This is a genomic window from Erythrobacter sp. THAF29, assembly GCF_009363635.1.
GTDB lineage: Bacteria > Pseudomonadota > Alphaproteobacteria > Sphingomonadales > Sphingomonadaceae > Erythrobacter.
On sequence record NZ_CP045392.1, the window covers coordinates 2,637,117 to 2,659,734 of the forward strand.

Annotated in this window: 20 protein-coding genes; 13 read left to right on the forward strand and 7 right to left on the reverse strand. The window is 63.0% G+C overall.

From position 1 onward, the window contains the following. Window positions 1-56: 56 nt before the first annotated feature. Window positions 57-833: a triacylglycerol lipase gene (locus FIU90_RS12850; protein ID WP_152435136.1), complete on the reverse strand. Its 777-nt coding sequence runs from the start codon at window positions 831-833 to the stop codon at window positions 57-59. Window positions 834-888: 55 nt separating this feature from the next. After that, window positions 889-1,419 (reverse strand): DUF3617 domain-containing protein, encoded by a 531-nt coding sequence (locus FIU90_RS12855; RefSeq protein WP_152435137.1) that lies wholly within the window; start codon window positions 1,417-1,419, stop codon window positions 889-891. Between the two features lie 112 nt (window positions 1,420-1,531). Here FIU90_RS12855 and uvrB point away from each other — a divergent pair, with 112 nt between their 5' ends. Next, the gene (gene uvrB / locus FIU90_RS12860; RefSeq protein ID WP_152435138.1) at window positions 1,532-3,727 is read left to right on the forward strand and encodes an excinuclease ABC subunit UvrB; all 2,196 of its coding nucleotides are present in this window, start codon (window positions 1,532-1,534) and stop codon (window positions 3,725-3,727) included. Continuing rightward, window positions 3,724-4,281, forward strand: a complete 558-nt coding sequence (locus FIU90_RS12865) for a hypothetical protein (RefSeq protein WP_152435139.1) — start codon at window positions 3,724-3,726, stop codon at window positions 4,279-4,281. Before uvrB ends, FIU90_RS12865 begins: the two co-directional genes overlap by 4 nt. Window positions 4,282-4,293: 12 nt before the next feature. Here the strand turns inward: FIU90_RS12865 and FIU90_RS12870 are convergent, their stop codons facing one another. Continuing rightward, on the reverse strand, window positions 4,294-6,366 hold the full coding sequence (locus tag FIU90_RS12870) for a protein-disulfide reductase DsbD (protein WP_152435843.1): 2,073 nt from the start codon (window positions 6,364-6,366) through the stop codon (window positions 4,294-4,296). Between the two features lie 127 nt (window positions 6,367-6,493). Here FIU90_RS12870 and FIU90_RS12875 point away from each other — a divergent pair, with 127 nt between their 5' ends. Further along, the gene (locus tag FIU90_RS12875; RefSeq protein ID WP_234029701.1) at window positions 6,494-7,672 is read left to right on the forward strand and encodes an FAD-dependent monooxygenase; all 1,179 of its coding nucleotides are present in this window, start codon (window positions 6,494-6,496) and stop codon (window positions 7,670-7,672) included. A 6-nt stretch (window positions 7,673-7,678) separates the two neighbouring features. Here the strand turns inward: FIU90_RS12875 and FIU90_RS12880 are convergent, their stop codons facing one another. From FIU90_RS12880 to hemC, 3 genes are all read right to left on the reverse strand, one after another. After that, window positions 7,679-8,563, reverse strand: coding sequence for a hypothetical protein (locus tag FIU90_RS12880; RefSeq protein ID WP_234029522.1), 885 nt, complete (start codon window positions 8,561-8,563; stop codon window positions 7,679-7,681). 105 nt (window positions 8,564-8,668) lie between these two features. Further along, the gene (locus FIU90_RS12885) at window positions 8,669-9,343 is read right to left on the reverse strand and encodes a uroporphyrinogen-III synthase (protein WP_152435141.1); all 675 of its coding nucleotides are present in this window, start codon (window positions 9,341-9,343) and stop codon (window positions 8,669-8,671) included. Continuing rightward, on the reverse strand, window positions 9,340-10,272 hold the full coding sequence (gene hemC / locus FIU90_RS12890) for a hydroxymethylbilane synthase (protein ID WP_152435142.1): 933 nt from the start codon (window positions 10,270-10,272) through the stop codon (window positions 9,340-9,342). Before hemC ends, FIU90_RS12885 begins: the two co-directional genes overlap by 4 nt. Before the next feature lie 44 nt (window positions 10,273-10,316). Between hemC and tsaD the strand changes: the two genes are divergently transcribed. From tsaD to FIU90_RS12945, 10 genes are all read left to right on the forward strand, one after another. Then, on the forward strand, window positions 10,317-11,375 hold the full coding sequence (tsaD, locus tag FIU90_RS12895; protein ID WP_152435143.1) for a tRNA (adenosine(37)-N6)-threonylcarbamoyltransferase complex transferase subunit TsaD: 1,059 nt from the start codon (window positions 10,317-10,319) through the stop codon (window positions 11,373-11,375). After that, complete coding sequence (locus FIU90_RS12900; protein WP_152435144.1) at window positions 11,372-12,385, forward strand: NAD(P)H-dependent glycerol-3-phosphate dehydrogenase; 1,014 nt, start codon at window positions 11,372-11,374, stop codon at window positions 12,383-12,385. Before tsaD ends, FIU90_RS12900 begins: the two co-directional genes overlap by 4 nt. A 53-nt stretch (window positions 12,386-12,438) precedes the next feature. Beyond that, window positions 12,439-13,938 (forward strand): lipopolysaccharide biosynthesis protein, encoded by a 1,500-nt coding sequence (locus FIU90_RS12905; RefSeq protein WP_152435845.1) that lies wholly within the window; start codon window positions 12,439-12,441, stop codon window positions 13,936-13,938. A 115-nt stretch (window positions 13,939-14,053) separates the two neighbouring features. Beyond that, window positions 14,054-15,760 carry a VWA domain-containing protein gene (locus FIU90_RS12910; RefSeq protein WP_152435145.1) on the forward strand — a complete coding sequence of 569 codons (1,707 nt, stop codon included), beginning with the start codon at window positions 14,054-14,056 and terminating at the stop codon, window positions 15,758-15,760. A 127-nt stretch (window positions 15,761-15,887) separates the two neighbouring features. Beyond that, on the forward strand, window positions 15,888-16,520 hold the full coding sequence (locus tag FIU90_RS15575) for a helix-hairpin-helix domain-containing protein (RefSeq protein ID WP_172970260.1): 633 nt from the start codon (window positions 15,888-15,890) through the stop codon (window positions 16,518-16,520). 79 nt (window positions 16,521-16,599) lie between these two features. Continuing rightward, the gene (locus FIU90_RS12925; protein ID WP_152435147.1) at window positions 16,600-16,956 is read left to right on the forward strand and encodes a response regulator; all 357 of its coding nucleotides are present in this window, start codon (window positions 16,600-16,602) and stop codon (window positions 16,954-16,956) included. A gap of 73 nt (window positions 16,957-17,029) precedes the next feature. Continuing rightward, complete coding sequence (acs, locus tag FIU90_RS12930) at window positions 17,030-18,970, forward strand: acetate--CoA ligase (RefSeq protein ID WP_152435148.1); 1,941 nt, start codon at window positions 17,030-17,032, stop codon at window positions 18,968-18,970. Between the two features lie 73 nt (window positions 18,971-19,043). After that, window positions 19,044-20,219, forward strand: coding sequence for an acyl-CoA dehydrogenase (locus tag FIU90_RS12935; RefSeq protein WP_152435846.1), 1,176 nt, complete (start codon window positions 19,044-19,046; stop codon window positions 20,217-20,219). A 38-nt stretch (window positions 20,220-20,257) separates the two neighbouring features. Next, the gene (gene maiA / locus FIU90_RS12940; RefSeq protein ID WP_152435149.1) at window positions 20,258-20,899 is read left to right on the forward strand and encodes a maleylacetoacetate isomerase; all 642 of its coding nucleotides are present in this window, start codon (window positions 20,258-20,260) and stop codon (window positions 20,897-20,899) included. Window positions 20,900-20,905: 6 nt separating this feature from the next. After that, a complete protein-coding gene (locus FIU90_RS12945) occupies window positions 20,906-21,916 on the forward strand; it encodes a fumarylacetoacetate hydrolase family protein (protein WP_152435150.1) in 1,011 nt (336 codons plus the stop codon). Here FIU90_RS12945 and FIU90_RS12950 read toward each other — a convergent pair. Continuing rightward, the gene (locus FIU90_RS12950) at window positions 21,913-22,611 is read right to left on the reverse strand and encodes an alternative oxidase (protein ID WP_152435151.1); all 699 of its coding nucleotides are present in this window, start codon (window positions 22,609-22,611) and stop codon (window positions 21,913-21,915) included. The two genes, FIU90_RS12945 and FIU90_RS12950, sit on opposite strands and share 4 nt — an antisense overlap. Window positions 22,612-22,618 lie beyond the last annotated feature (7 nt).

The following is a 22,618-nucleotide window of genomic DNA, read 5'->3' on the forward strand; positions in this document are numbered from 1 at the left end:
CGCGCAGTTCAGCCTAGCGACGAGAGCGCGAATTGAAAGCTCGGGAAATCAAAGGATCAGACGCGTTCAAGTTCCTCAAGAACCGCCAAAATCGCCTCCTTAGAGTAGGAAAAACCCATATGCGTGCAGCGGAGCGCAATTGCGCGGTCGCGTTCGCCCGGAAAACCGGCCGCGCTGCGCGGATGAATCGCGCCGTCATTGGGACTCCACAGGGCGACGGTTTCGACGGGAGGCTTCTCCGAAACGTCGGTTTCAATCGGCGGTTTGTCTACCCGGTGGCCGGTTACGAACTGGTAGAACCGCCAGACATTGTTGGCGCGAGGTGAGCCCGAAAACGGCGTGCCCATCGTGATCACCTTCGAAACGCAATCGGGCCGCGCCTTGGCGAGTTCACGAGCATAGAGACCACCGAGGCTCCAGCCCAGCAAGACAATCTTGCGATCATAGCGCGCGCAGACTTCATCGAGCCGGTCAGTGAGTCTTTCCAGCGTGTCGTTCTCGGCACCCCAGTTCCAGCCGAGCTTCCAGCGTTTCGCCTTGTGCCCTGCCCTTTCGAGATGTCTTGCGAGATATTTCATCCGTCCCGCATGTGTCGCAAAGCCAGGCAGGATCAGAACGATTTGCGGATTGTCGCTCTTGGCCACTTCGATCCTGCGGAACGGCCGCTTGATCGGCTCGGCGAGATGCCTGAACTCGCCCAGGAACCGGACCAGCCGCGGACGCGGCACAGGTTCGGGCTCGGGCTCGCGCGCCAGTTCAATCCGGCGCGCAAGATCGAGCTCGCCCATCTTCGGCAGGCTAGGCAGTTCAGGTAGGGTCGGTCGCGTCGCCATCGGTTTCTCACTATGCCTCACTCTGGTGAATGAGCTGTGAAGCCGACGGTTCCGGTCACCCTTTGCAATCGCCGATGCGTTCCTGCTTCACGTTGACGCTCATGGTACCCTCGCCGAGTCCGGGAATATTGGAAGCAACCGTAGCGTCCATCTCCGAAGAGGTAGGAGTAGCGGTCCCTGTAAACTCGACCCGCACCTGACCGTCAGACCCTTCGCAGTTCATCACACCTTCCATCGAGCCGCCGTCGATCTCGAACTTTTCGTAGGTGCAGGTTCCGTCCTGCCCCTCCTTCATCATCTCCTCGAATCCCTTTTCGACCTCGTCGGGCGTCAGGCAGTGTTCCATCGTGTTGGTAAAGCCGAGTCCTTCGCCCGACATTTCGGCGGGAACGCCCGGCATGTTCATACCTTTCAGCTGGCTGGTGACACGATACAGGCCCGGTTCCGGCTTGAGGCCGCTTGCTGCCGCTGCGTCGGCCGCTTCTGCCATGCTGATCGACCCATCGCCATCCGCGTCGGGTTCTGGCGAGCCGCCACAAGCGCCAAGGGCGAACGCCGCGAGGATGGTGGGGAATGCGTACTTCATGTCGGTTCCTCCCGATGAAAATCCAGATGCGCGCCCGTTCTTGTGTGTGCGAGCAGGCTAATCTGCGCCTCGCCGCTTCACAATGGCCAATTGGAAGACCATATCTGCGCGCATGTCCGAACTTGTCATCCGCCGGGGTCTAGACGAACCGGAAACCGGCGAGGAATTCACCCCGCACCGCCCTGCGCGCCCCGAAAAGTCGATGCCCGGCAAGAAGTTCGAGCTGGTCTCGGACTACGAGCCATCGGGTGACCAGCCGACCGCGATTGCCGAGCTGGTCCAGGGTGCCTCGCAGGGCGAGCAGACACAGACCCTTCTCGGCGTCACCGGATCGGGCAAGACCTTCACAATGGCGAAGGTGATCGAGACGCTGCAGCGCCCTGCCCTGATTCTCGCGCCCAACAAGATCCTCGCAGCCCAGCTTTACGGGGAGATGAAGAGCTTCTTCCCCAACAACGCGGTCGAGTACTTCGTCTCCTACTACGACTACTACCAACCCGAAGCCTACGTCCCGCGCTCCGACACCTATATCGAGAAGGAGTCGAGCGTGAACGAGGCGATCGACCGGATGCGCCATTCGGCCACCCGCGCGCTGCTCGAACGCGACGACGTGATCATCGTCGCCAGCGTTTCCTGCCTTTACGGTATCGGTTCGGTCGAAACCTATTCGGCGATGGTTTTCGACATCAAGGCGGGCGATACGGTCGACCAGCGCGAGCTCATCCGCAAGCTCGTCGCGCTGCAATACAAGCGCAACGATGCCGCCTTTGCGCGCGGGACGTTCCGCGTGCGCGGCGACAATCTGGAGCTGTTCCCCTCGCACTACGAGGACATGGCGTGGAGGATCAGCTTTTTCGGCGACGAGATCGAGGAGATCAGCGAATTCGATCCGCTCACCGGCAAAAAAGGCGCCAGCCTCGATCGCGTCCGGGTCTATGCCAATTCGCACTACGTGACGCCGGGGCCGACGATGAAGCAGGCGATGGAGGCGATCCGCTTCGAGCTTGCGCACCGGCTCGAGGAACTCGAGGCGGAAGGCAAGTTGCTCGAACGCCAGCGCCTCGAACAACGCACCAATTTCGACCTCGAGATGATCGCCGCGACCGGCAGCTGCGCGGGGATCGAGAACTATTCGCGCTTCCTCACCGGCCGCCTGCCGGGCGAGCCGCCACCGACCCTGTTTGAATACCTTCCCGACAACGCGCTGCTGTTCGTCGACGAGAGCCACCAGACGATCCCGCAGATCGGCGCGATGGCGCGCGGCGACCATCGCCGCAAGCTGACGCTGGCCGAATACGGGTTCCGTCTGCCCTCGTGCATCGACAACCGCCCGCTTCGCTTCAACGAATGGGACGCGATGCGCCCGCAGACCTTCTGCGTCTCGGCGACGCCGGGACCGTGGGAGATGGAGCAGACCGGCGGCGTCTTTGCGGAGCAGGTCATCCGCCCCACCGGCCTGATCGATCCCCCGGTCGAAATCCGCCCGGTCGAGGACCAGGTGCAGGACTGTATCGAGGAGTGCAAGAAGACCGCGGCCAAGGGTTATCGCACGCTCGTCACCACGCTCACCAAGCGCATGGCCGAAGACCTCACCGAGTTCATGCACGAGGCGGGTGTGAAGGTCCGCTACATGCACTCCGATGTCGAGACGCTGGAGCGCATCGAGCTGATCCGCGACCTTCGCATGGGCGTTTACGACGTGCTGGTGGGCATCAACCTGCTGCGCGAGGGGCTCGACATTCCCGAATGCGGCCTCGTGTGCATCCTCGATGCCGACAAGGAGGGTTTCCTGCGTTCGGAAACCAGTCTCGTCCAGACCATCGGCCGCGCGGCGCGCAATGTCGATGGCCGCGTGATCCTCTATGCTGATCGGATGACGGGAAGCATGGAGCGCGCCATCGCCGAGACCGACCGCCGCCGCGCCAAGCAGCAAGCCTATAACGAGGAACACGGCATCACCCCGCAGACGATCAGGCGCGAAATCGCCGATATCGTCGCGCACACGGCGAGCCAGGACGGGGTCACGGTCGACACCGGAGACGAGGAAGTGAACAACCTCGTCGGGCACAATCTGCGCGCCTATATCGAGGACCTTGAAAAGCGCATGCGCGAGGCCGCTGCAAACCTCGAATTCGAGGAAGCGGGTCGCCTCAGGGACGAAATCCGCCGCCTCGAAAACGACGAGCTTGGCCTGCCCGACGAGCAGAAGAAGGCCCCGCGCGTCGGGCGCTCGGACGCGGGCCGGGCCGGCACGCGCAAGACGCGCTATGGCAAGACCCGTTTCAAGCGCATGGGCGGCAAGCCGTGAGGAGAATTGCGCTTGTCGCGGTCCTCGCGTTCGCCGCCTGCAAACCGCCGCCCACCGATGCGGGGCTCGACCGCGCGATGCCTGCCGAAGAACCAATTTTCGCATCCGACCCACTCCCCTCGCCCGACACCGAAGGCGCAATGTGGGCACCTTCAACCGAGGAGGGACGGATCATCTACGGTAAGCCGGGCGAACCAGCGCTCGTGTCGCTCGAATGCGTGGAGCGCGAAGGGCAGTCCGAGGCTTTGCGCATCACCCGCCTCTCACCGGCCGATGAAGGCGCAGGCGCCCTGCTTGCACTGATCGGCAATGGCGCAATCGGCCGGATCGAAGTCGATGCGACGGAGGTGGGAAGCCGCCATGTGTGGCAAGGCGAATTGCCCGCTGCGGACACCGCTTGGGAACCGCTCGCCGGACCGCGCCAGGTAACGGTCACCGTGCCCGGTGCCGGAATGGTAACCCTCAACCCGAGCGAGATGCCGTGGCAACTGCTGAACGAATGTCGCGGCAATCTCGAGGCTATCGACGAGCCCGAGGCAGAAGCCTCCGACTAGCCGATGCCGACGTCAGCGCCGCTCTTTTGAGGCACGATCGATCAGCATGTCGGTGGTGAGCACCTGCGGCAGCTGTTCCGGCTCGCTGGCACCCGGCTCGTACCACAAGTAGAGCGGCACGCCCGCAGCGCCCTGTTCGGTGAGGAAGCTCGTGATTTCCTCGTCGCGCACAGTCCAGTCGCCAACCATGGCGACGACGCCCGACTTTTCGAAAGCGTCTCGCACCGTCTCGCGTTCGATCGCCAGCCCCTCATTGACTTTGCAGGTCACGCACCAGTCGGCGGTGAACCAGAGGAAGACCGGCTGGCCACTCGCCCGCGCCTCGGCGAGCGCCTCGCGGTTGAAGGCAACGGGTTGGTGGATGCTTTCGGTCTTTTGGGAGGCTTGCGCTTCATAGCTCGATGGAAGAGCGAAGGCCCCGAAGATCAGGAAAGGCGCGGCGACGAGGCCAAATGCTGGCCACGCCATCTTGCCCGCTTTTTGCAGTCGGCCGACCACGCCGAGCGCGAGAACGATGCCGAACAGCATTACGATCGCAAACAATGCGAAACCACGTCCGCCAAGCTGGACGGTGAGCCAGACGAGCGCGAGTACGGTCAGCCCCATCGGGATCGCCATGATTCGCCGAAAACGCTCCATCCATGGTCCCGGTTTCGGTAGCATCGAGCGCAGGGCGGGAACAAAGCCGATGAGCAGGAAGGGAAGCGCCAATCCCAGCCCCAGCATCGCGAACAACAACAGCGCCATCGGCGCGGGCAGCAGCAGCGCCGCTCCCAAAGCCGCTGCCATGAACGGACCGGTACATGGTGTTGCCACAAACGCTGCCAGAAGCCCTGTGGCAAAAGCCCCGCCCGGCTTGCCGCTTTGGGTGATCGAGAGACCCGGAAGCTCGAACAGCCCGGCGAAGTTCACGGTGATGACGGTTGCAAGGACCAGCAACAGAACCACGACGCCCGGCTCCTGCAACTGGAACGCCCAGCCGACCTGTTCGCCCGCCGCGCGCAATGCCAGCATCACTGCGCCTAGGCCAACGCATGCGAGGACCACGCCCGCAGAATAGGCCAGCCCCTCCGAACGCGCCTGCGCTTCGCTTTCCCCTGCACGCGCCAGCGACAGTGCCTTCAGTGAGAGGATCGGGAACACGCAGGGCATGATGTTAAGCAACAGACCACCCGCGAGCGCACCGAGGATCAGCGTCCAGAGCGGCGGGGTCTGCATGCCGACCGGCCCCGCAATGAGCTTGCCGCCGGTCGTGACATCGCCCGGTGCAGCCTCGAAACGCACACCCGAACCGTCCCCGAATGCGAGGATGCCGGAAACTTCGTCAGCCTCGCCAGTGCCAAATTCGTCGAGTGGGATTTCGGCAATCAGCAGGTCGCCTTCGCGGCGGAAGGTCTGGGTGGCAGCGTATTCGACAAGCCGCTCATTGGCGATGAAAGCTCTGGGGCCTGACAATCCGACGCTCCCGGGCAACGGGATTGCGATGCGTAGTTTTCGCCCGGTGATTTCGAACGTCCCTTTGGCATCCAGTAGCGGCGCTACCTCCGCCCGCCAGCGCGCAAAATCGCCTCCTACGCCCGCTCTCAAAACAGCGTCCTGCGGCACGCACACGGTGTCGGTGCAGGCGAGATATTCGACGAAGCCGGTAAGCTCGGGAATGCCCTCGATCACAGCATCCTCGGGCACGCGCACCGGTACCAGCACGGTGAAGCGTCCCTTGTAGATGTGGTTCATCAGCCGCTCGTCGCCAACTTCCTGCACCAGCGTTTCGGGCACGGGATAGAGCGCCTCGCCCAACTCCCAGCCCTCGGGCAGCGCGAGTTGCAACTGCATGCCCTGCCCCGCATCGCCCGGGTTTTTCCAGTAGCCGTGCCATTCGTCCGAACGCGGGGTGAAGGCGAGCGCGAGCATCCATTCCTCGCCCGCGACCGGCATTCCGTCAGCGAGCAATTCGACCGAGATGTTTTCGTCACCGTAACGCGCCTCGGTACGAATCTCCTGCGCGCTCGCTGGCAGTGCAAGAGCACACATTGCGAGGAGCGCAACAAGCCATGCAGCGAAATGACGCATCGGAGAGGGGAACATTCTTGCCTCGAACACGGCGGAACCTCTAGGCGTGACAAGTGGTATTCGCAATGAACGCGCACAAGGTGATATTTTGAACAGTAACGACACACGCGATCTCGTGATCCTTGGCGGCGGACTCGTCGGCATGACGCTGGCGCTGGCGGCGGCGAAGCAGGGGCTGTCGAGCCACGTGATCGACCGCGCCGATCCGGCCGAGCTGACGCGCGAGGGTTTCGACGACCGCGCCACCGCTATCTCAACCGCGAGCTGGCACCTGTTCCGCAATATCGGCATTGCCGAAGGGCTGGAGGAATTCGCCTGCGACATCTCCGCGATCGCGGTGACCGACCAGAACAAGCCGGGGCGGATCGATTTCAAGCCCGAGCCGCACGAGGGCACGCTGGGGCGGATGTTCCCCAATCGCCGCCTGCGCCTCGCATTGTTCGAAGCCGCGGCGAAAGAACCGCTCATCAACTGGGTCTCGAAGGCCGAAGTGCGCGAGCGCCAGCGCAGCGAATATGGCGTCGCTGCGGTGATTGCCCGCGATGGCGGCGAGCCGGAAAAGCTCAAGGGCCGCCTCATGGTCGGCGCGGAAGGGCGCGGCTCGCCCACGCGCGACGCGGCGGGCATCACCATCGCCAAATGGGACTACCATCACCGCGCGATCATTGCGGGGCTCACGCATTCTAAGCCGCACGACAATGTTGCGTGGGAGATTTTCTATCCCGCAGGGCCGTTCGCGCTCCTGCCGATGAACGACGATCCCGACGGCACGCATCGCAGCTCGCTCGTCTGGACGGTCTCCGAAGAGGACGGCAAGGGCGTAATGAAACTGGGCGACCGCGCATTTCTCGCCGAAGTGCAAAAGCGCATGGGTGACGTCCTTGGCGAGGTCACCAGCGTCGGCGCGCGGTCGAGCTGGCCGCTCGGTTTCCACCACACCGCCAAGATCACGGGCGAGCGGCTCGCGCTCATCGGAGACGCCGCGCACGGCATTCACCCGATCGCGGGACAGGGCCTCAACCTTGGCCTGCGCGATGCGGCGGCGCTCGTCGAAGTGCTGACGGACGGTGCGCGCATCGGCCTCGACCCTGGCGATGCGCAATTGCTCAAACGTTACGAGAACTGGCGCGGGCTCGACAGCTTCATGGTCGCGCTTGCAACCGATGGCCTCACCCGCTTGTTTGGCGTGCCGGGCAAGGCAGCCAGCGCGATCCGCCGCCTCGGCATGGCAGGCGTACAGCGCACAGGGCCGCTGAAGCACTGGTTTATGGACGAGGCGCGCGGCGTCTCGGGCGACCTGCCCGAACTGCTCAAAGCCTGAGAAAGTCTATTCGCCGCCCGACGTACCGACCGGGCTCGGCTGCTCGATCCGGTTACCCGCACCGTCGCGCAAGCCTCTCTGGTCGAGCACGGCGGCGGTTTCGATATTTTCGAGCGCGGCCATCACGTCGCGAAACTTCTCGGCATCGGCGATCCACGCCTCGGCTTTTTCGGCACCGGGCATGTTGCGGATTTCGTCGATCGCATTCTGGTAACGACCCTGTTCGAGCGCATAGCGTGCGCGTTCGAGGCGTCTTTCCGGCTGCGGCGACGGTGTGCTTCTGCGCCGGATGACGAAGAGTTCGCTCAGTTCGCGCTTGAACGAGGCCCAGGACGGCCCCTCATCACGCTCCGCCAGCTGCGGTCCAAGGCCCTCGAGCCGCGCCAGCAGCGTGTCCAACCTGATCGGCGGATCGATGCGCGAGAAATTGATGATCGTGTTGACCGCATTGGGCCGCTCGTCGCCGAAACGCAGACGCAGTTGGTCGGCAAGATAGCCGAGCTCGTCCCCCCGCTCGATCACGCGACGGGTGGCAAAAGCAATCAGCAGGGCCTCGGCGCGCGCGGCATTGCCCGCTGCGGCCTGCGCCTGGAGGTCGAGCCGGGCGAGCCGCTGCTCGGCCGCGGCAAGGCGCTGGTCGAGCCCGCCCTGCTGCTCGGCAAGGCCGGTAACCGCCTCGACCGCTTCTTCGGCGCTTGCGGTTTCGCTTGGGCTGGCGAGCGGCGTCGGGGATGGGGAAAGCGCGCCGGTGGGCGATGCGGTGGGGCTCGTCGAAGCGAGTGCGGCAGGCTGTCGGGTATCCACCGCCTCCTGCTCGCTCACATTGTACCAGACGACATAGCCGACCAGCAGGCCGCCAATTGCAAATGAAGAAATTGCTGCCAGCAACATGCCTTTCCCGGAGGAAGGCTTTCGCCGGCTTCCATACTTAGAAGCCATCGTTTCCCGTTCTACGACCCGTGTTTTCGCGCCTTTTTGGCGTCTCCCACCGCCCTGTTATTGGCACAAGGTTTCCACCAACGCCAGAAGGTCGGCATCGGTGGGCTGCGGTGATACGTGGATAGCGCCCCAATTCTTTCCCGCGGCTGAAGCGATGCGCGGACCAAGTGCAGCGATTTCGAGTGACGAGCGGTCGATGCCAAGCTCATCGCACTCGCGCGCGAAATGGCGTGCGGCAATCGCGGAATGGAGCAGGATCACGGTTCGCGTCCCGTCGGAAGGCAAAGCTGCCCGGTCAAGCGGAAGGGCGACACTTTCGTAAGCGGTAACCGTTCCGACAGTTATTCCCTCAGGCACGTTCAGCGATACTCTTTCGACCCCGGAGATCCTCAAGAGGCGCGCGGGAGGTTCGATCCTGTCGAGAACGTCTTGCAGACCGCCTTTGCCAACCACCCCCACGTCAAATCCGAAGTCTCGAACCGCCTTTTCGGTCGCTTCGCCAACAACATGCGCGACAAGACCGAGAAACTGGTTGAGGTTCTTGCCGCCATGCCGGATTGCATTTGCGCTTCCGATCAGGAGACCGTCGAAGTCTTCGGGTTCTGGCGGATCCCAGGGGAGCGGTCGGATCTCGAACAGCGGCACACCGACCATATCGAGGCCCCGCGCGCGGCCCGCCTCGAGCGTCGCGGAAAGCCCCGGCTCGGGCCGGATGGCGATTATCCTGGTCATCCGTCCTGCTGAAAGAGCCCGGTGATCGCCGGACTGGCTCGTTCGAGAAGATCGGCAGCGAGCGCCCTCACCTCCTCGTGCCTTCCCGGCTCGAAGTGGGCGGTGCCTTCGATACGCTCGGAACCATCGGCACTAAACAACGCTGCTCGAAGGATTTTTTCCTCACACACCACCGCAACTGGTGAATGGCATGTCCCGCCCAGCGCGGCGAGAAGCGCGCGTTCGGCTTCGAGTTCGGCGCGCGTGGGCGCATGATCGATGGCGGCGAGCGCTTTGGTCGCTCCGGAGTTTCCGGCGAGACATTCGATCACGATCACGCCCTGTGCCGCGGCAGGAATCCAATCGTCCGTCTCGAGCGGAGTGCCGACATCGGACTGCCCCAATCGTTCTAGCCCCGCTGCTGCGAGGAACGTCACATCCGCCTCGCCCGCCTCGAGCTTGCCCAGCCGGGTGGCTATATTGCCCCTGAAGGTCACGACTTTGCAGTCGGGGCGGAGGTTGAGCAGTTGCGAGGCGCGGCGCGGCGCGCTCGTCCCTACAACGGTCCCTTGCGGGATGGCGGCAATGCTCTCCGCGCCCACAAGGCTGTCACGCCTGTCTGCACGTGGCAGGCAGGCGGCAAAATGCAGTTCGGTCGGCCGGATCGTCTCGACATCCTTCGCCGAGTGGACCGACGCATCGATCCGCCCTTCGGCGAGCCAGATGTCGAGTTCCTTGGTCCAGAGCGCCTTGCCGCCGATCTCGGAAAGCGGACGGTCCAGCACTTTGTCGCCACTCGCGGTCACGGGCACGAGCTCGACCTCGTCCTCCGCCCAGCCGTGCGCCGCACAGAGCCGCTCGCGCGTTTCCATAGCCTGCGCCACGGCCAATGGCGAATTGCGCGTCCCCAGGCGCAGTTTGGCGCCCCCTGCTTGTGCATTACTTCCCATCGCTGCGCTTGCCCTAGCCCGCGCATCAACTAGATGGAAGCGTGATGGGATCGGAACCGCATATTGTCCTCGGAATAGAATCGAGCTGTGACGAGACGGCGGTTGCGCTCGTCACCTCGGATCGCCGTATCCTTGCCCAGCGTATAGCGAGCCAGGAAGCGGAACACGCCCCATATGGCGGCGTTGTCCCTGAAATCGCAGCGCGCGCCCATGCCGAACGGCTCGCGCCGATGCTCGAAGGGGTCATGGATGATGCGGGACTGGAATTGAGCGACCTCGACGCGATTGCGGCTACCGCGGGGCCAGGGCTGATCGGAGGGGTTATGGTCGGTCTCGTCAGCGCAAAGGCGCTGGCTATGGCGGCTGACAAGCCGCTCATGGCGATAAACCACCTCGAAGGGCACGCTCTGTCCCCGCGCCTCGCCGACGAGGCGCTCGATTACCCCTATTTGCTATTGTTGGTTTCCGGCGGTCACTGCCAGATTCTCAACGTCGAGGGTGTGGGCGAGTATCGTCGCCTTGCGACCACGATCGACGACGCGCTGGGCGAAGCTTTCGACAAGACCGCGAAAATCCTGGGGCTGGGCTTTCCGGGCGGTCCTGCGGTCGAAGAACTGGCTTGCGACGGCGATCCTAACGCCGTCCCCCTTCCCCGCCCGATGAAAGGCAGCGCCGAGCCGCATTTCTCTTTCGCCGGCCTGAAGAGCGCGGTCCTGCGCGCGGTCGAAAGCGGCGAACACAAGCCCGCTGATATTGCCGCGAGCTTTCAGCAGGCAGCGGTGGATTGCCTTATCGACCGGCTCGAAAAGGCGCTGAGCGAAAACGGCGCGAGCCCATCTCTCGTTGTCGCCGGCGGCGTTGCTGCGAACCAGACTATCCGCGCTGCGCTCGAGCAGCTGGCCGAAAGCCACGCAATGCGCTTCGTCGCCCCGCCGCTGGCTTTGTGCACGGACAATGCCGCGATGATCGCCTGGGCGGGTTGCGAAAGGATTGCCGCTCAAGCCGGTGAATTGCAGTCCGACCCGCTTGATTTCAAGGCGCGCCCGCGCTGGCCGCTCGATCCGGAAGCTGAAAGCGTTCGCGGCGCTGGGGTGAAGGCATGAGCGAAAAAGCCACTATAGGCGTTATCGGCGCAGGCGCTTGGGGCACTGCATTGGCTCAGATGTTGAGCACCGACGGGCGCGACGTGTTGATCTGGGCCTACGAAGCGGAAGTTGTCGAGGCCATCAACGCCGAACGCCGCAACCCCATGTTTCTTCCCAGCGCGCATTTGAACGAGACGATCCGCGCAACCGGCGACCTTGCCGAACTCGCCAGGCTCGACACGCTCCTATGCGTTACTCCGGCGCAAGTGATGGGCAAGGTTCTGGGCGAATTGCCCACTGCACCGCGCGACCTTGTTCTGTGTTCGAAGGGGATCGAAGCCGGCACGGGCAGGCTGATGAACGATGTCGCGCGCGAAGCCTCTCCCGGAAGCGAGATCGCCGTCCTCTCGGGCCCGACTTTCGCGCATGAAGTGGCCGCTGGTCTGCCGACGGCCGTTACGCTCGCCTGCGAAGGCGGACGCGATCAATGGGAGCGCCTCTCCCCAACCATCGCACGGCCCGCATTCCGGCCATATTATTCCGATGATGTGACGGGCGCGGAGATCGGCGGATCGATCAAAAATGTGCTCGCCATTGCGTGCGGCGTGGTCGATGGGCTCGAGCTTGGTCAGAATGCACGCTCGGCGCTCATCGCGCGCGGCTACGCGGAAATGCAGCGTTTCGGTGAGGCGCTCGGAGCGCAGGCGGAAACCTTGTCCGGCTTGTGCGGGCTGGGCGACCTCGTCCTCACCTGCTCGTCGACTTCGAGCCGCAATTTCTCGCTCGGCAAGGCGCTGGGTGAAGGCAGGAGTGCTTCCGAGCTGATGAGCGACCGCCGCACGGTCGCCGAAGGCGCGCACACCGCGCCGGTGCTCGCCCAACTCGCGGACAATCGCAGTATCGCGATGCCGATCACGATTGCGGTCAACGCAATCCTCGATGGCGAAAACCCGCGCGAAGTCGTTGCCCGGTTGCTTGCAAGACCACTCACCGCCGAACAGCCCGGCGACCAGTCGGATATATCGTGAGCGACAAGACAGCACCTCCGGCTCAACCCGAACCTGCAAAAGGCGGGGACGATATGGCAACGCTCGCCAAGGGCGGACGTACCAACACGATGGGTTTCGTCATCCGCCTGCTGGGGAATATCCCGTTCCTCTTCATCGGCTACCGCCTCTACGGCGTCGAAGCGATGGGCCGGTTCGCTGCGGCTTTTGTCATTATCGAGATTTTCGCGCTCGTGTGCGCGCTGGGGGAGAAACGCGGTCTCGCCCAGCGGCTTACCGAAGGGGTCGAGGATCGCGAGGGCACTCCCTCGAACCTCGTCTTCGACGGTATGCTCGCGTCGCTTATCTGTTCGGCGCTTGCGGTCATTTTGCTGCTGATCTTCCCCGCGATCATTTTTCCGAGTGGGACGAGCAGCGATTACGACATGTGGATGATCGCTGCTGTGCCCGCTTTCGCGCTCACCGAAATCCTGCTCGCGGCCCAGGCCTATCGCTATGATATCGCGACCACCGTGCGCGCACGGGCCATTGTCGAGCCGTGGACGCGATCGATCCTCGTCGGCGTCTTGTTCTATGTGCCCGGGGTTGCGCAAGGCGGGCTTTCGCTCGCCTTCCTCGCTTCGATCTACGCCGGGCTTCTGATTGCCGCCTATTCGTTCTATCGCACCTATGGCATGCCTACAGGATGGCGGCCGCGCCCGCGCTATCTTGGCAAGCTGGCGGCCCGCGCACTGCCGCTGGTCGGCGCCGACGTGATTGAGCGCGGGACGAGGCTGATCGATGTGTTCCTGCTCGGCCAGTTCACTTCGCCAGCGGCAGTGGGCATCTATTTCTTCGCCAAGGAAATCGCGAGCCTGCCGCAAAAGCTCAAATCGAGTTTCGAGCCGATCCTCTCGCCGGTCATCACGAAAAACCTCAAGATCGGGAATATGGAGGCGATTGCGGCGCAGGTTCGGCAAGTGGGTTTCTGGATCATTGCGCTTCAACTTGGCATCGCGTTGATGATCGCTATTCCCGGCGAGGCGGTGATGGGCCTGGGCGGCCCCGCCATCGTCGGCGGTACAGGCGCGCTTGCATTGTTGCTCGCTGCTGAAGTCGTCGCCTCGATGGCGGTCGTTTCGGAAAGCGTGCTGGTCTATATCGCGAAAAAGCGGAACCTTGCGATCTCGGTCGGGGTCATAACCTCGCAGGCACTGATGACGGTCGGGTTCATCCTCCTTGCAAGGCACCTTGGCCTCGATGAGGGCTTCATGGCTGGGGGTGCCGCGCTCGCGCTGTTCATCGCGCTCGGCCTCTCCAGCATCGTCAAGGCGGCAGTCCTGAAGAACCTCCTCAAGGCACCGGTGTCGAACTGGCGCTGGGCGCTCGTCTGGGCAACCGGACCAGCGGTGATCGTCGGATTTTGCGCGACGCTGCTTCCCGAATGGGCAGAGCTCGTCTTCGGCACGCCCGCTATCCTTGGCACCTACCTCTACGTCATCTGGAAGCGCGGCTTCGGACCAGAGGACAAGGTGCTTTTCAAAAAGAATATCGTGCCAGTCGATCCCGAACCGGAGCCTGCCAAGCCCGCCTGAGGTAAGGATTTCGCGCCATCACGACGCCCCAACATTTCGCAAGGCTTACAACGCGTTCAGAAGTCGTTCACTCGATTCGTCGATCCTCGGGCACGGGTAATCGGGGAGAGTGCCAATGCGTTTTTCGGGCTTTGCAGCAATCGTCGTTCTCGGCGCGATAGTAACAGGATGCGCCGGTCAGTATGACAGTGACGTGGCCAGCACCGGAACGCCCGAGGGGGAGATAGCCCAAGCCCCTCCACCTCCGCCCCCGCCCCCACCACCTCCACCTCCACCTCCACCAGCCGCCATCACTGGCGATGAGACCGCGATTATCGTCACCGGCTCGCGCAGGGTGGAGCGGAATTACGCATCGCCAAACGCGGTGACCGTCGTATCGGGCGAAACCTTCGTCCCGGCAGTCCGCGTCGCAACCGATCCGGGGCGCGAGCGCTATGACGGCAAGGAAGTCTCGCCGGTCAAACTCGTGGCGGCAGAGCCCGTCTCAACCTTCTCCGTGGACGTCGATACGGGTGCCTATGCGAATACGCGCCGGTTCCTCAGCCAGGGCATGATGCCGCCTAAGGCCGCCGTCCGGACAGAGGAGATGATCAACTACTTCCGCTATGACTACGAGCGGCCAGCGGACCGCTCGCGGCCTTTCACCGTCACCACCGATGTGGCGAAGACACCTTGGAACGAGGACACCTACCTGATGAGGATCGGCCTTCGCGGATACGATCTGCCGCAAGAGGACCGTCCGCCTACCAATCTCGTGTTCCTGATGGACGTATCGGGATCGATGGGTTCGCCCGACAAATTGCCGCTGGTGAAGACTGCGCTTTCGGGCCTTGCAGGAGAGCTGGGCGAGCAGGACCGGGTTTCGATCGTAGTCTATGCAGGCGCTGCGGGCCTGGTGCTCGAGCCGACCAATGACACCCGCAAGATCCGCCGGGCACTCGAGGAACTCCGCGCAGGCGGGTCGACGGCTGGCGGCGCCGGTCTCCAGCTCGCCTACAACATCGCTGAAGACAACTTCATCAAGGGCGGCGTCAACCGCGTGATCCTCGCCACCGACGGCGATTTCAATGTCGGAGTGTCCGACCGCGATGCGCTGGTCGAACTGATCGAGAATTACCGCGACCGCGACATCACGCTGACAACGCTCGGCTTCGGCACGGGCAATTACAACGAAGCGATGATGGAGCAGATCGCCGATCACGGCAACGGCAACTACTCCTACATCGACAGCGCGCTCGAAGCGAAGAAGGTGCTGGGAGAGGAGATGACCTCGACCCTTTTCACCATCGCCAAGGACGTGAAGATCCAGGTCGAATTCAACCCGGCTGTGGTGAGCCAGTATCGCCTCGTCGGTTATGAAAATCGCATCCTTCGCGAAGAGGACTTCAACAATGACAAGGTCGATGCGGGCGATATCGGTGCCGGACACCAGGTAACCGCGATCTACGAGATCGTTCCGACCGGAAAGCAGGGCTGGATTCCGCGCCGCCGCTATGAAGACCCTATGCCGGCCGCGGCGAGCAAGAAATTTGCCGAAGCAGCGCATGTGAAGCTGCGCTACAAACTGCCCGGTGGCAACAAGTCCACGCTGATCGACACGGTTGTCAGCTACGAACAAATGCGCCGCGCCAAGGCACCTCGAGGCGACTTTGCCTTCGCCACATCGGTCGCCGCCTTTGGACAGGTTCTGCGCGGCGATGCCTTGATGATGGATTTCGATCACGAGGATATCGGCGAGCTGGCAGGGCAGCAGGACAATTTCTGGCGGCAGGAATTCCTGCAGCTCAATGCTCTTGCAAGCGGCATGAAAAACGGCGGCTGACGCCCTGTTTTCGCCACCAATCGGGCCGGTCCCCGCCTGTGCGGGAGACCGGCCCTTTTGCATGCGCGCCGCGCCCTGCTAAAGCGCCCGCGCGAATGTTTCGTCTGACAAAGAGAGATTACAATCCATGTCGCCTGAATTCCTTGAAGCGCTTCCGCTGGCCATCATCGCCATCGTCGTCCTCCTGCTCGGCATCTGGCTCGTCATGCGGCTCGGCAAGAGCACGACTGTTACCGGTGAGACCGATGGCGATGTGCTCGATGAAGGTGCCGAACGCGCGAGGCGCAACCAGGCGCTGATCGATGCGCCCAAGGCCGTGTCCCAAGATGTGGGTGTAACCTCGGCCAATGCGAATTCCGACAAAGTCGCTGCTGCGCGCGCTTCAACGGATGCCGAAGCCGGCGTAAGCGTCGCGCCGACGGCCGGAGATCCGGTGCCCGAGCCTGTGCCGGCACCCGAACCTGCTCCGGCTCCGGCTCCGGCTCCGGCTCCAGCAACCGCTGCGGTGGAATCCGGCGAGGCCGACGACCTTCGACAGATCAAGGGTGTTGGCCCCAAGCTTGTAACCATTCTTGCCGAGCAGGGCGTTACCCGCTTCGAACAGATCGCAGCATGGACCGACGCCGACATCGCCCGCATCGACGCAACTCTCGGCAGGTTCGCCGGCCGGATCGAGCGCGACCAATGGGTCGCTCAGGCCAAGCTCCTTGCCGCAGGGGAGAGCACGGAATTTTCAGAAAGGTTCGGCCAAAATAAGTGACTTACCGGGGAACCTTACTCCGCCAAATCTGTTACGTTTCCTTAGAGGGATAAGAAACAGCTGGTGGGGAGAGGATAAAATGACTCAAAGAATACTGGTCGCGGAAGACGAAATGATCGTCGCATTCGACCTGTGCGATACGGTCGAAGAAGCCGGGTTCGAGGTCCAGGGGCCGCATGCCGGAATTTCGGATGCGATGCTCGATTTCCAGAAGGAAAAACCCGATCTGGCGATCCTCGATATCGAGCTCGATGACGGGATCGTTTTCCCCCTTGCTCAGAAACTCGCGGCAGAAGATGTGCCGATCATCTTCCATTCGGGTCGCCATTCGCGCGAAGAAGTCAAGGCTCGGTTCCCGGATGCGGTAACGCTTGCCAAGCCCTGCCCCCCGACGATGATGCTCCAGACGGTCAACAAGGTCCTGCAGGCCGCCTGAGCGCACCTTCGCGCTTTTCTCAAGCCCACCGGTCGCCTAGTCTCTCCAATCGAGAGAGACAGGAGAGCCGCGCTTGCACGACGAAATCTACCCCGTCCCCGAAGATTGGGCCACATCCGCCAAGATCACCGCCGCCGATTACCAGGCGATGTACGCCCGATCGATCGAACAGCCCGAGGAATTCTGGCGCGACGAATCCCGGCGGATCGACTGGATTAAGCCGTGGGAGACCTTGCGCGAAGTCAGTTACAACGCCGAGGATTTCCGCATCGGCTGGTTCCTCGGCGGCAAGCTCAACATCACGGCAAATGCGCTTGACCGGCACCTCGAGACGCGCGGCGATACGCCCGCGATCATCTGGGAGCCGGACCATCCCGATACGCCGGGCCGCACGATCACCTATCGCGAACTGCACGCCGAGGTTTGCCGGCTCGCCACTGTCCTGAAGGCGCAGGGCGCGAAGAAGGGCGACCGCGTCACGATATATCTTCCCATGGTGCCCGAAGCCGCCATCGCCATGCTCGCCTGCGCGCGGATCGGCGCGGTGCATTCGGTCGTATTTGCAGGCTTCTCTCCCGATGCGCTCGCGGGACGGATCGAGGATTGCCAATCGGACATCGTCCTTACCGCCGATGAGGGCCTTCGCGGCGGCAAGCCCATCCCGCTCAAGGCGAATGTCGATGCGGCGCTCGAAAAGGCACCGGTCGGAACCGTCATCGTCTATCGCCACACCGGCAGCGATGTCCCGATTAAAGAGGGCCGCGACGTCTGGTGGCACGAGGCGATGGCCGATGCCTCGCCCGAATGCGAACCCGAAGTGATGGACGCCGAAGACCCGCTCTTCATCCTCTACACCTCCGGCTCGACCGGAAAGCCCAAGGGCGTGCTCCACACCACCGGTGGCTATGCTGTGTGGACGAGCATGACGCACGAATATGTGTTCGATTATTCGCCGGGGCAGATTTACTGGTGCGCGGCCGATGTTGGCTGGGTCACCGGGCACAGCTACATGGTCTATGGCCCGCTCATCAACGGCGCGACTCAGGTGATGTTCGAAGGCGTGCCCAACTACCCCGATTTCTCCCGCTTCTGGCAGGTCGTCGACAAGCACAAGGTCGAAATTTTCTACGCTGCGCCCACCGCCCTGCGAGCCCTGATGCGCGAGGGCGATGAATGGGTGACAAGGACCGATCGCTCCTCGCTGCGCCTGCTCGGCACGGTGGGCGAACCGATCAATCCCGAAGCGTGGGAGTGGTATCACCGCGTCGTCGGCGAGCGGCGCTGCCCGATCGTCGATACATGGTGGCAGACGGAAACGGGCGGCGCGATGATCACCCCGCTGCCCGGCGCGACCGCGCTGAAACCCGGCAGCGCGACGAAGCCGATGTTCGGCGTGCAGCCCGCTCTGGTCGATCCCGAAAAGGGAACGCTGCTCGAAGGGGCAACTTCCGGCGCGCTCGTCATCACCGACAGCTGGCCCGGCCAGATGCGCACCGTCTACGGCGATCACCAGCGCTTCTTCGACACCTATTTCAGCCAATATCCGGGTTATTATTTCACCGGTGACGGATGCCGCCGCGACGAAGATGGCTATCACTGGATCACCGGACGGATCGACGACGTCATCAACGTCTCGGGTCACCGGATGGGCACCGCCGAGATCGAGAGCGCGCTGGTCGAGCATGACAAGGTCGCAGAAGCCGCAGTCGTCGGCATGCCGCACGAGGTGAAAGGACAGGGCATCTATGCCTATGTAACAACCATGGAAGGCGTCGAGGATAGCGACGATCTGCGCCGCGAACTCGTCAAATGGGTGCGCAAGGAAATCGGCCCGATCGCAACGCCAGACGTGCTGCAATTTGCGCCCGGCCTCCCCAAGACGAGGAGCGGCAAGATCATGCGCCGCATCCTCAGGAAGATCGCCGAAAACGACACCGGCAACCTGGGTGACACCTCGACATTGGCGGACCCTTCTGTAGTGGAAGATCTTCTCGCGAACCGACCCGCTACTTGACGGGTTGAAACCCCGCCCCGCACCTGCGAGAGAGCGCTCGCGAAAATAGTTTCAGGAGTAACCAATGGCCGGGATGGTGCCATTCAACTGGGAAGACCCCTTCGACCTCGAAAGCCAGCTGACCGAGGATGAGCGGATGATCCGCGACAGTGCGAATGCTTTTGCGCAGAGCGAACTCCAGCCGCGCGTGATTCAAGCGTTTCGCGAGGAAGTGGACGCCCCCGAACTCTTTCCGCTGATGGGACAGGCAGGCCTGCTCGGCGCGACCATCCCTGAAGAATATGGCGGGGTTGGCGCGAGCTATGTCGCCTACGGCCTCATCGCGCGCGAGATCGAGCGGGTGGACAGCGGCTACCGATCGATGGCGAGCGTGCAGTCGAGCCTCGTGATGCATCCGATCCACGCATACGGATCGGAAGAACAGCGCCGCAAATACCTCCCCGGCCTTGCAAGCGGCGAACTGATTGGCTGCTTCGGCCTTACCGAACCCGATGCCGGTTCGGACCCTGCTGGCATGAAAACCGTCGCGAAGAAAGACGGCGACGGTTACGTCATCAACGGCTCGAAAACGTGGATCTCGAACTCACCCTTTGCCGATGTCTTCGTGGTCTGGGCGAAGAGCGAAGAGCATGGCGGCGGCATTCGCGGCTTCGTGCTCGAAAAGGGGATGAAAGGTCTGTCGGCCCCCAAGATCGAGGGCAAGATCTCGCTGCGCGCATCGACCACCGGCATGATCGTGATGGACGATGTGAAGGTTGGCGCGGACGCGCTGCTTCCCGACGTTCAGGGCCTCAAGGGACCATTCGGCTGCCTCAACCGCGCGCGCTACGGCATATCGTGGGGCGCGATGGGCGCAGCCGAATTCTGCATGCATGCGGCGCGGCAATACGGGCTCGACCGCAAGCAGTTCGGCCGCCCGCTCGCCGCGACGCAATTGTACCAGAAAAAGCTCGCCGACATGATGAGCGATATCGCGCTCGGACTTCAGGCGAGCCTTCGCGTCGGCCGCCTGATGGACGAGGGGCGTTTCGCGCCCGACATGATCTCGATCGTCAAGCGCAACAATGTCGGCAAGGCGCTCGATATCGCTCGTCAGGCGCGCGACATGCACGGCGGCAACGGCATTTCCGAAGAGTACCAGGTCATCCGCCACGCGGTGAACCTGGAGACGGTGAACACCTACGAGGGAACCCACGATGTCCACGCGCTGATCCTCGGCCGCGCGATTTCGGGTATTGCGGCGTTTTGATGGGGAGCGGCGAGCGGGATAGCGGCGAAGGGACCAAGATGAAGCTTTACGGCTATTACCGTTCCTCGACCTCCTATCGCCTGCGCATTGCGCTCGAGCTGAAGGGGCTCGACTACGAAAACATTCCCGTGAACTTGCTTAAGACCGAGCAGAAAGACCCGGCTTTCACCAGCCGCAATCCGTTCGGCAGCGTCCCTATGCTCGAGGCGGGCGGGCGCGACCGCGCTCAGTCGATGGCGCTGCTCGAATGGCTCGACGAGGCCTATCCGGAAAAGCCGCTGCTACCCGCCGATATCGAAGATCGCTACACCGTGCGCGAACTCGCCTATGCAATAGCGACAGAGCTGCACGCGCCGCTCAACCTGCCCGTACTCAAATACCTGAAAGACCCGCTCGGGCATTCGCAGCCAGTCATCGATCAATGGTATCGCCACTGGCTGCGCCGAACTCTTGCGCCGGTCGAGGAACGGCTGGAGCAGCTTGGCACGGGCGACTTTCTGATGGACGGCCCCGGCATGTTCGAGACCGTGCTCATTCCGCAAATCTACAACGCGCGCCGCTTTCATTACGACCTATCGGATTCCCCGCGCATCTGCCGGATAGAGACCGCCTGCCTCGCGCTCCCCGCTTTCCAGCGCGCGCATCCCAACAACCAACCGGACAATCCCGAGAAAGGCTGAAGCCTCATGAAACTCGCAACGATCGCCGATGGCACCCGCGACGGCAAGCTCGTCGTCGTTTCGAAAGACCTCACCCGCTACTGCGCGGCCGACAACATCGCGCCCACGCTGCAGGCGGCGCTTGACGATTGGGCAAGGATTGCACCCGAACTCGAGGTTTTGGCTCGCGATGTCGAGCATGAGGCGGTGCCGTGCGAACGGTTTCACGAACGCGAGGCGCACTCCCCCCTCCCTCGCGCCTATCAATGGGCGGACGGCTCGGCCTATATCAATCACGTTGAATTGGTGAGGAAGGCGCGCGGTGCCGAAGTGCCCGAAAGCTTCTATCACGACCCGCTGATGTACCAGGGCGGCAGCGACGGTTTCCTGCCACCGCGCGGCGACATTCCGTTGGGCGACGCCGCATGGGGCTGCGACATGGAGGGCGAGGTCGCGGTCATCACCGACGACGTGCCCATGGGCACCAGTGCCGAGGACGCCGCCGATCACATCAAGCTCGTCATGCTGGTAAACGATGTGAGCCTGCGCGGCCTGATCCCGGCCGAGCTTGCCAAGGGCTTCGGCTTTTTCCAGTCCAAGCCCGCCAGCGCCTTCTCACCCGTCGCGGTGACGCCGGACGAGCTTGGCGATGCGTGGAAGGACAGCCTCATCCACCTGCCGCTGATGGTCGATTACAATGGCGAGCCCTTCGGCCGCGCGAATGTCGGGGTCGATGCGACCTTCAACATGGCGCAGCTCGTGGCGCACGCAGCCAAGACGCGCAATCTCGGCGCGGGCTCAATCATCGGATCGGGCACGATCAGCAACAAGGGCGAGGATGGCGGCCCGGGCAAGCCGGTTTCCGAAGGCGGCCTAGGCTATTCGTGCATCGCGGAAATCCGCATGATCGAGACGATCCGCGATGGCGAGCCCAAGACCCGCTTCATGCGCGCCGGCGACACCGTGAAAATCGAAATGCGCGATGCCGAAAACCACTCGATCTTCGGCGCAATCGAACAGACGGTCGTGGAGGCCTAACCCTCCACCAGCGACCGGCGGCGCTCGCGCCGACCTTCGCGGCGCTCGTCGATCTTGTCGACGAAGCAGTGGTTCACATCGCGGTGCTCGGCCTCGTCGGCGCGCACAGCGATGATGACGTCGCGCAGGCGCGCATCGCTCGGCAGCTGCCAGTAATCGATCGCGATCTGCGGCGCGGGTACGTTTTCGTGGCGACCCGCATCAACCTCGGCGAGGTACTGGGTGTAGCTGTAAACCGCTTCCTCCTCGAAGTAGCCGACCACGCGATGAGCGGTGCGCGGCGCGAACAGGTAAAGGAAGAAGTAGAAGTTGTAGAAAATCAGCTGCACCGCGATGATCAGGGCGCGTTCAAACCAGTTGGGCTGCGCGATCTCGATGAAAGTCATGAGGTGCATCCGCTCGTTCTCGGCCTCGTCGAGAAGGGTACGGATCCAACCCTCGTCATCGCGCATATAGCGCAGCGCTTTAAGATGCTGCCACAGCCCGCCGACCATTCCAGGAACAGCGGCGACAGTTTCGAGCACGACAGCGCGGTGGCCGTAGCGTGTAGCGAAGAATTTGTCCGCGAAGAAACGCAGCAGTTTCACAAAGGAAAAGGCAACGCGGTCGCTCAGCGATTGCGGCGCGACATGTATGTCCAGATCGGCGTCTCGATTGACCTGACGAACCAGCGGGCGAGTATCGATTTGTTGCATGGCGGGG

What these genes read in the sequence shown, in the direction of transcription:
- FIU90_RS12850 (WP_152435136.1), bottom strand. Translation starts at nt 833, where the DNA reads ATGGCGACGCGACCGACCCTACCTGAACTGCCTAGCCTGCCGAAGATG.
- FIU90_RS12855 (WP_152435137.1), bottom strand. Translation starts at nt 1,419, where the DNA reads ATGAAGTACGCATTCCCCACCATCCTCGCGGCGTTCGCCCTTGGCGCT.
- uvrB (WP_152435138.1), top strand. Translation starts at nt 1,532, where the DNA reads ATGTCCGAACTTGTCATCCGCCGGGGTCTAGACGAACCGGAAACCGGC.
- FIU90_RS12870 (WP_152435843.1), bottom strand. Translation starts at nt 6,366, where the DNA reads ATGTTCCCCTCTCCGATGCGTCATTTCGCTGCATGGCTTGTTGCGCTC.
- FIU90_RS12875 (WP_234029701.1), top strand. Translation starts at nt 6,494, where the DNA reads ATGACGCTGGCGCTGGCGGCGGCGAAGCAGGGGCTGTCGAGCCACGTG.
- FIU90_RS12880 (WP_234029522.1), bottom strand. Translation starts at nt 8,563, where the DNA reads ATGTTGCTGGCAGCAATTTCTTCATTTGCAATTGGCGGCCTGCTGGTC.
- FIU90_RS12885 (WP_152435141.1), bottom strand. Translation starts at nt 9,343, where the DNA reads ATGACCAGGATAATCGCCATCCGGCCCGAGCCGGGGCTTTCCGCGACG.
- hemC (WP_152435142.1), bottom strand. Translation starts at nt 10,272, where the DNA reads ATGGGAAGTAATGCACAAGCAGGGGGCGCCAAACTGCGCCTGGGGACG.
- tsaD (WP_152435143.1), top strand. Translation starts at nt 10,317, where the DNA reads ATGGGATCGGAACCGCATATTGTCCTCGGAATAGAATCGAGCTGTGAC.
- FIU90_RS12900 (WP_152435144.1), top strand. Translation starts at nt 11,372, where the DNA reads ATGAGCGAAAAAGCCACTATAGGCGTTATCGGCGCAGGCGCTTGGGGC.
- FIU90_RS12905 (WP_152435845.1), top strand. Translation starts at nt 12,439, where the DNA reads ATGGCAACGCTCGCCAAGGGCGGACGTACCAACACGATGGGTTTCGTC.
- FIU90_RS12910 (WP_152435145.1), top strand. Translation starts at nt 14,054, where the DNA reads ATGCGTTTTTCGGGCTTTGCAGCAATCGTCGTTCTCGGCGCGATAGTA.
- FIU90_RS15575 (WP_172970260.1), top strand. Translation starts at nt 15,888, where the DNA reads ATGTCGCCTGAATTCCTTGAAGCGCTTCCGCTGGCCATCATCGCCATC.
- FIU90_RS12925 (WP_152435147.1), top strand. Translation starts at nt 16,600, where the DNA reads ATGACTCAAAGAATACTGGTCGCGGAAGACGAAATGATCGTCGCATTC.
- FIU90_RS12935 (WP_152435846.1), top strand. Translation starts at nt 19,044, where the DNA reads ATGGTGCCATTCAACTGGGAAGACCCCTTCGACCTCGAAAGCCAGCTG.
- maiA (WP_152435149.1), top strand. Translation starts at nt 20,258, where the DNA reads ATGAAGCTTTACGGCTATTACCGTTCCTCGACCTCCTATCGCCTGCGC.
- FIU90_RS12945 (WP_152435150.1), top strand. Translation starts at nt 20,906, where the DNA reads ATGAAACTCGCAACGATCGCCGATGGCACCCGCGACGGCAAGCTCGTC.
- FIU90_RS12950 (WP_152435151.1), bottom strand. Translation starts at nt 22,611, where the DNA reads ATGCAACAAATCGATACTCGCCCGCTGGTTCGTCAGGTCAATCGAGAC.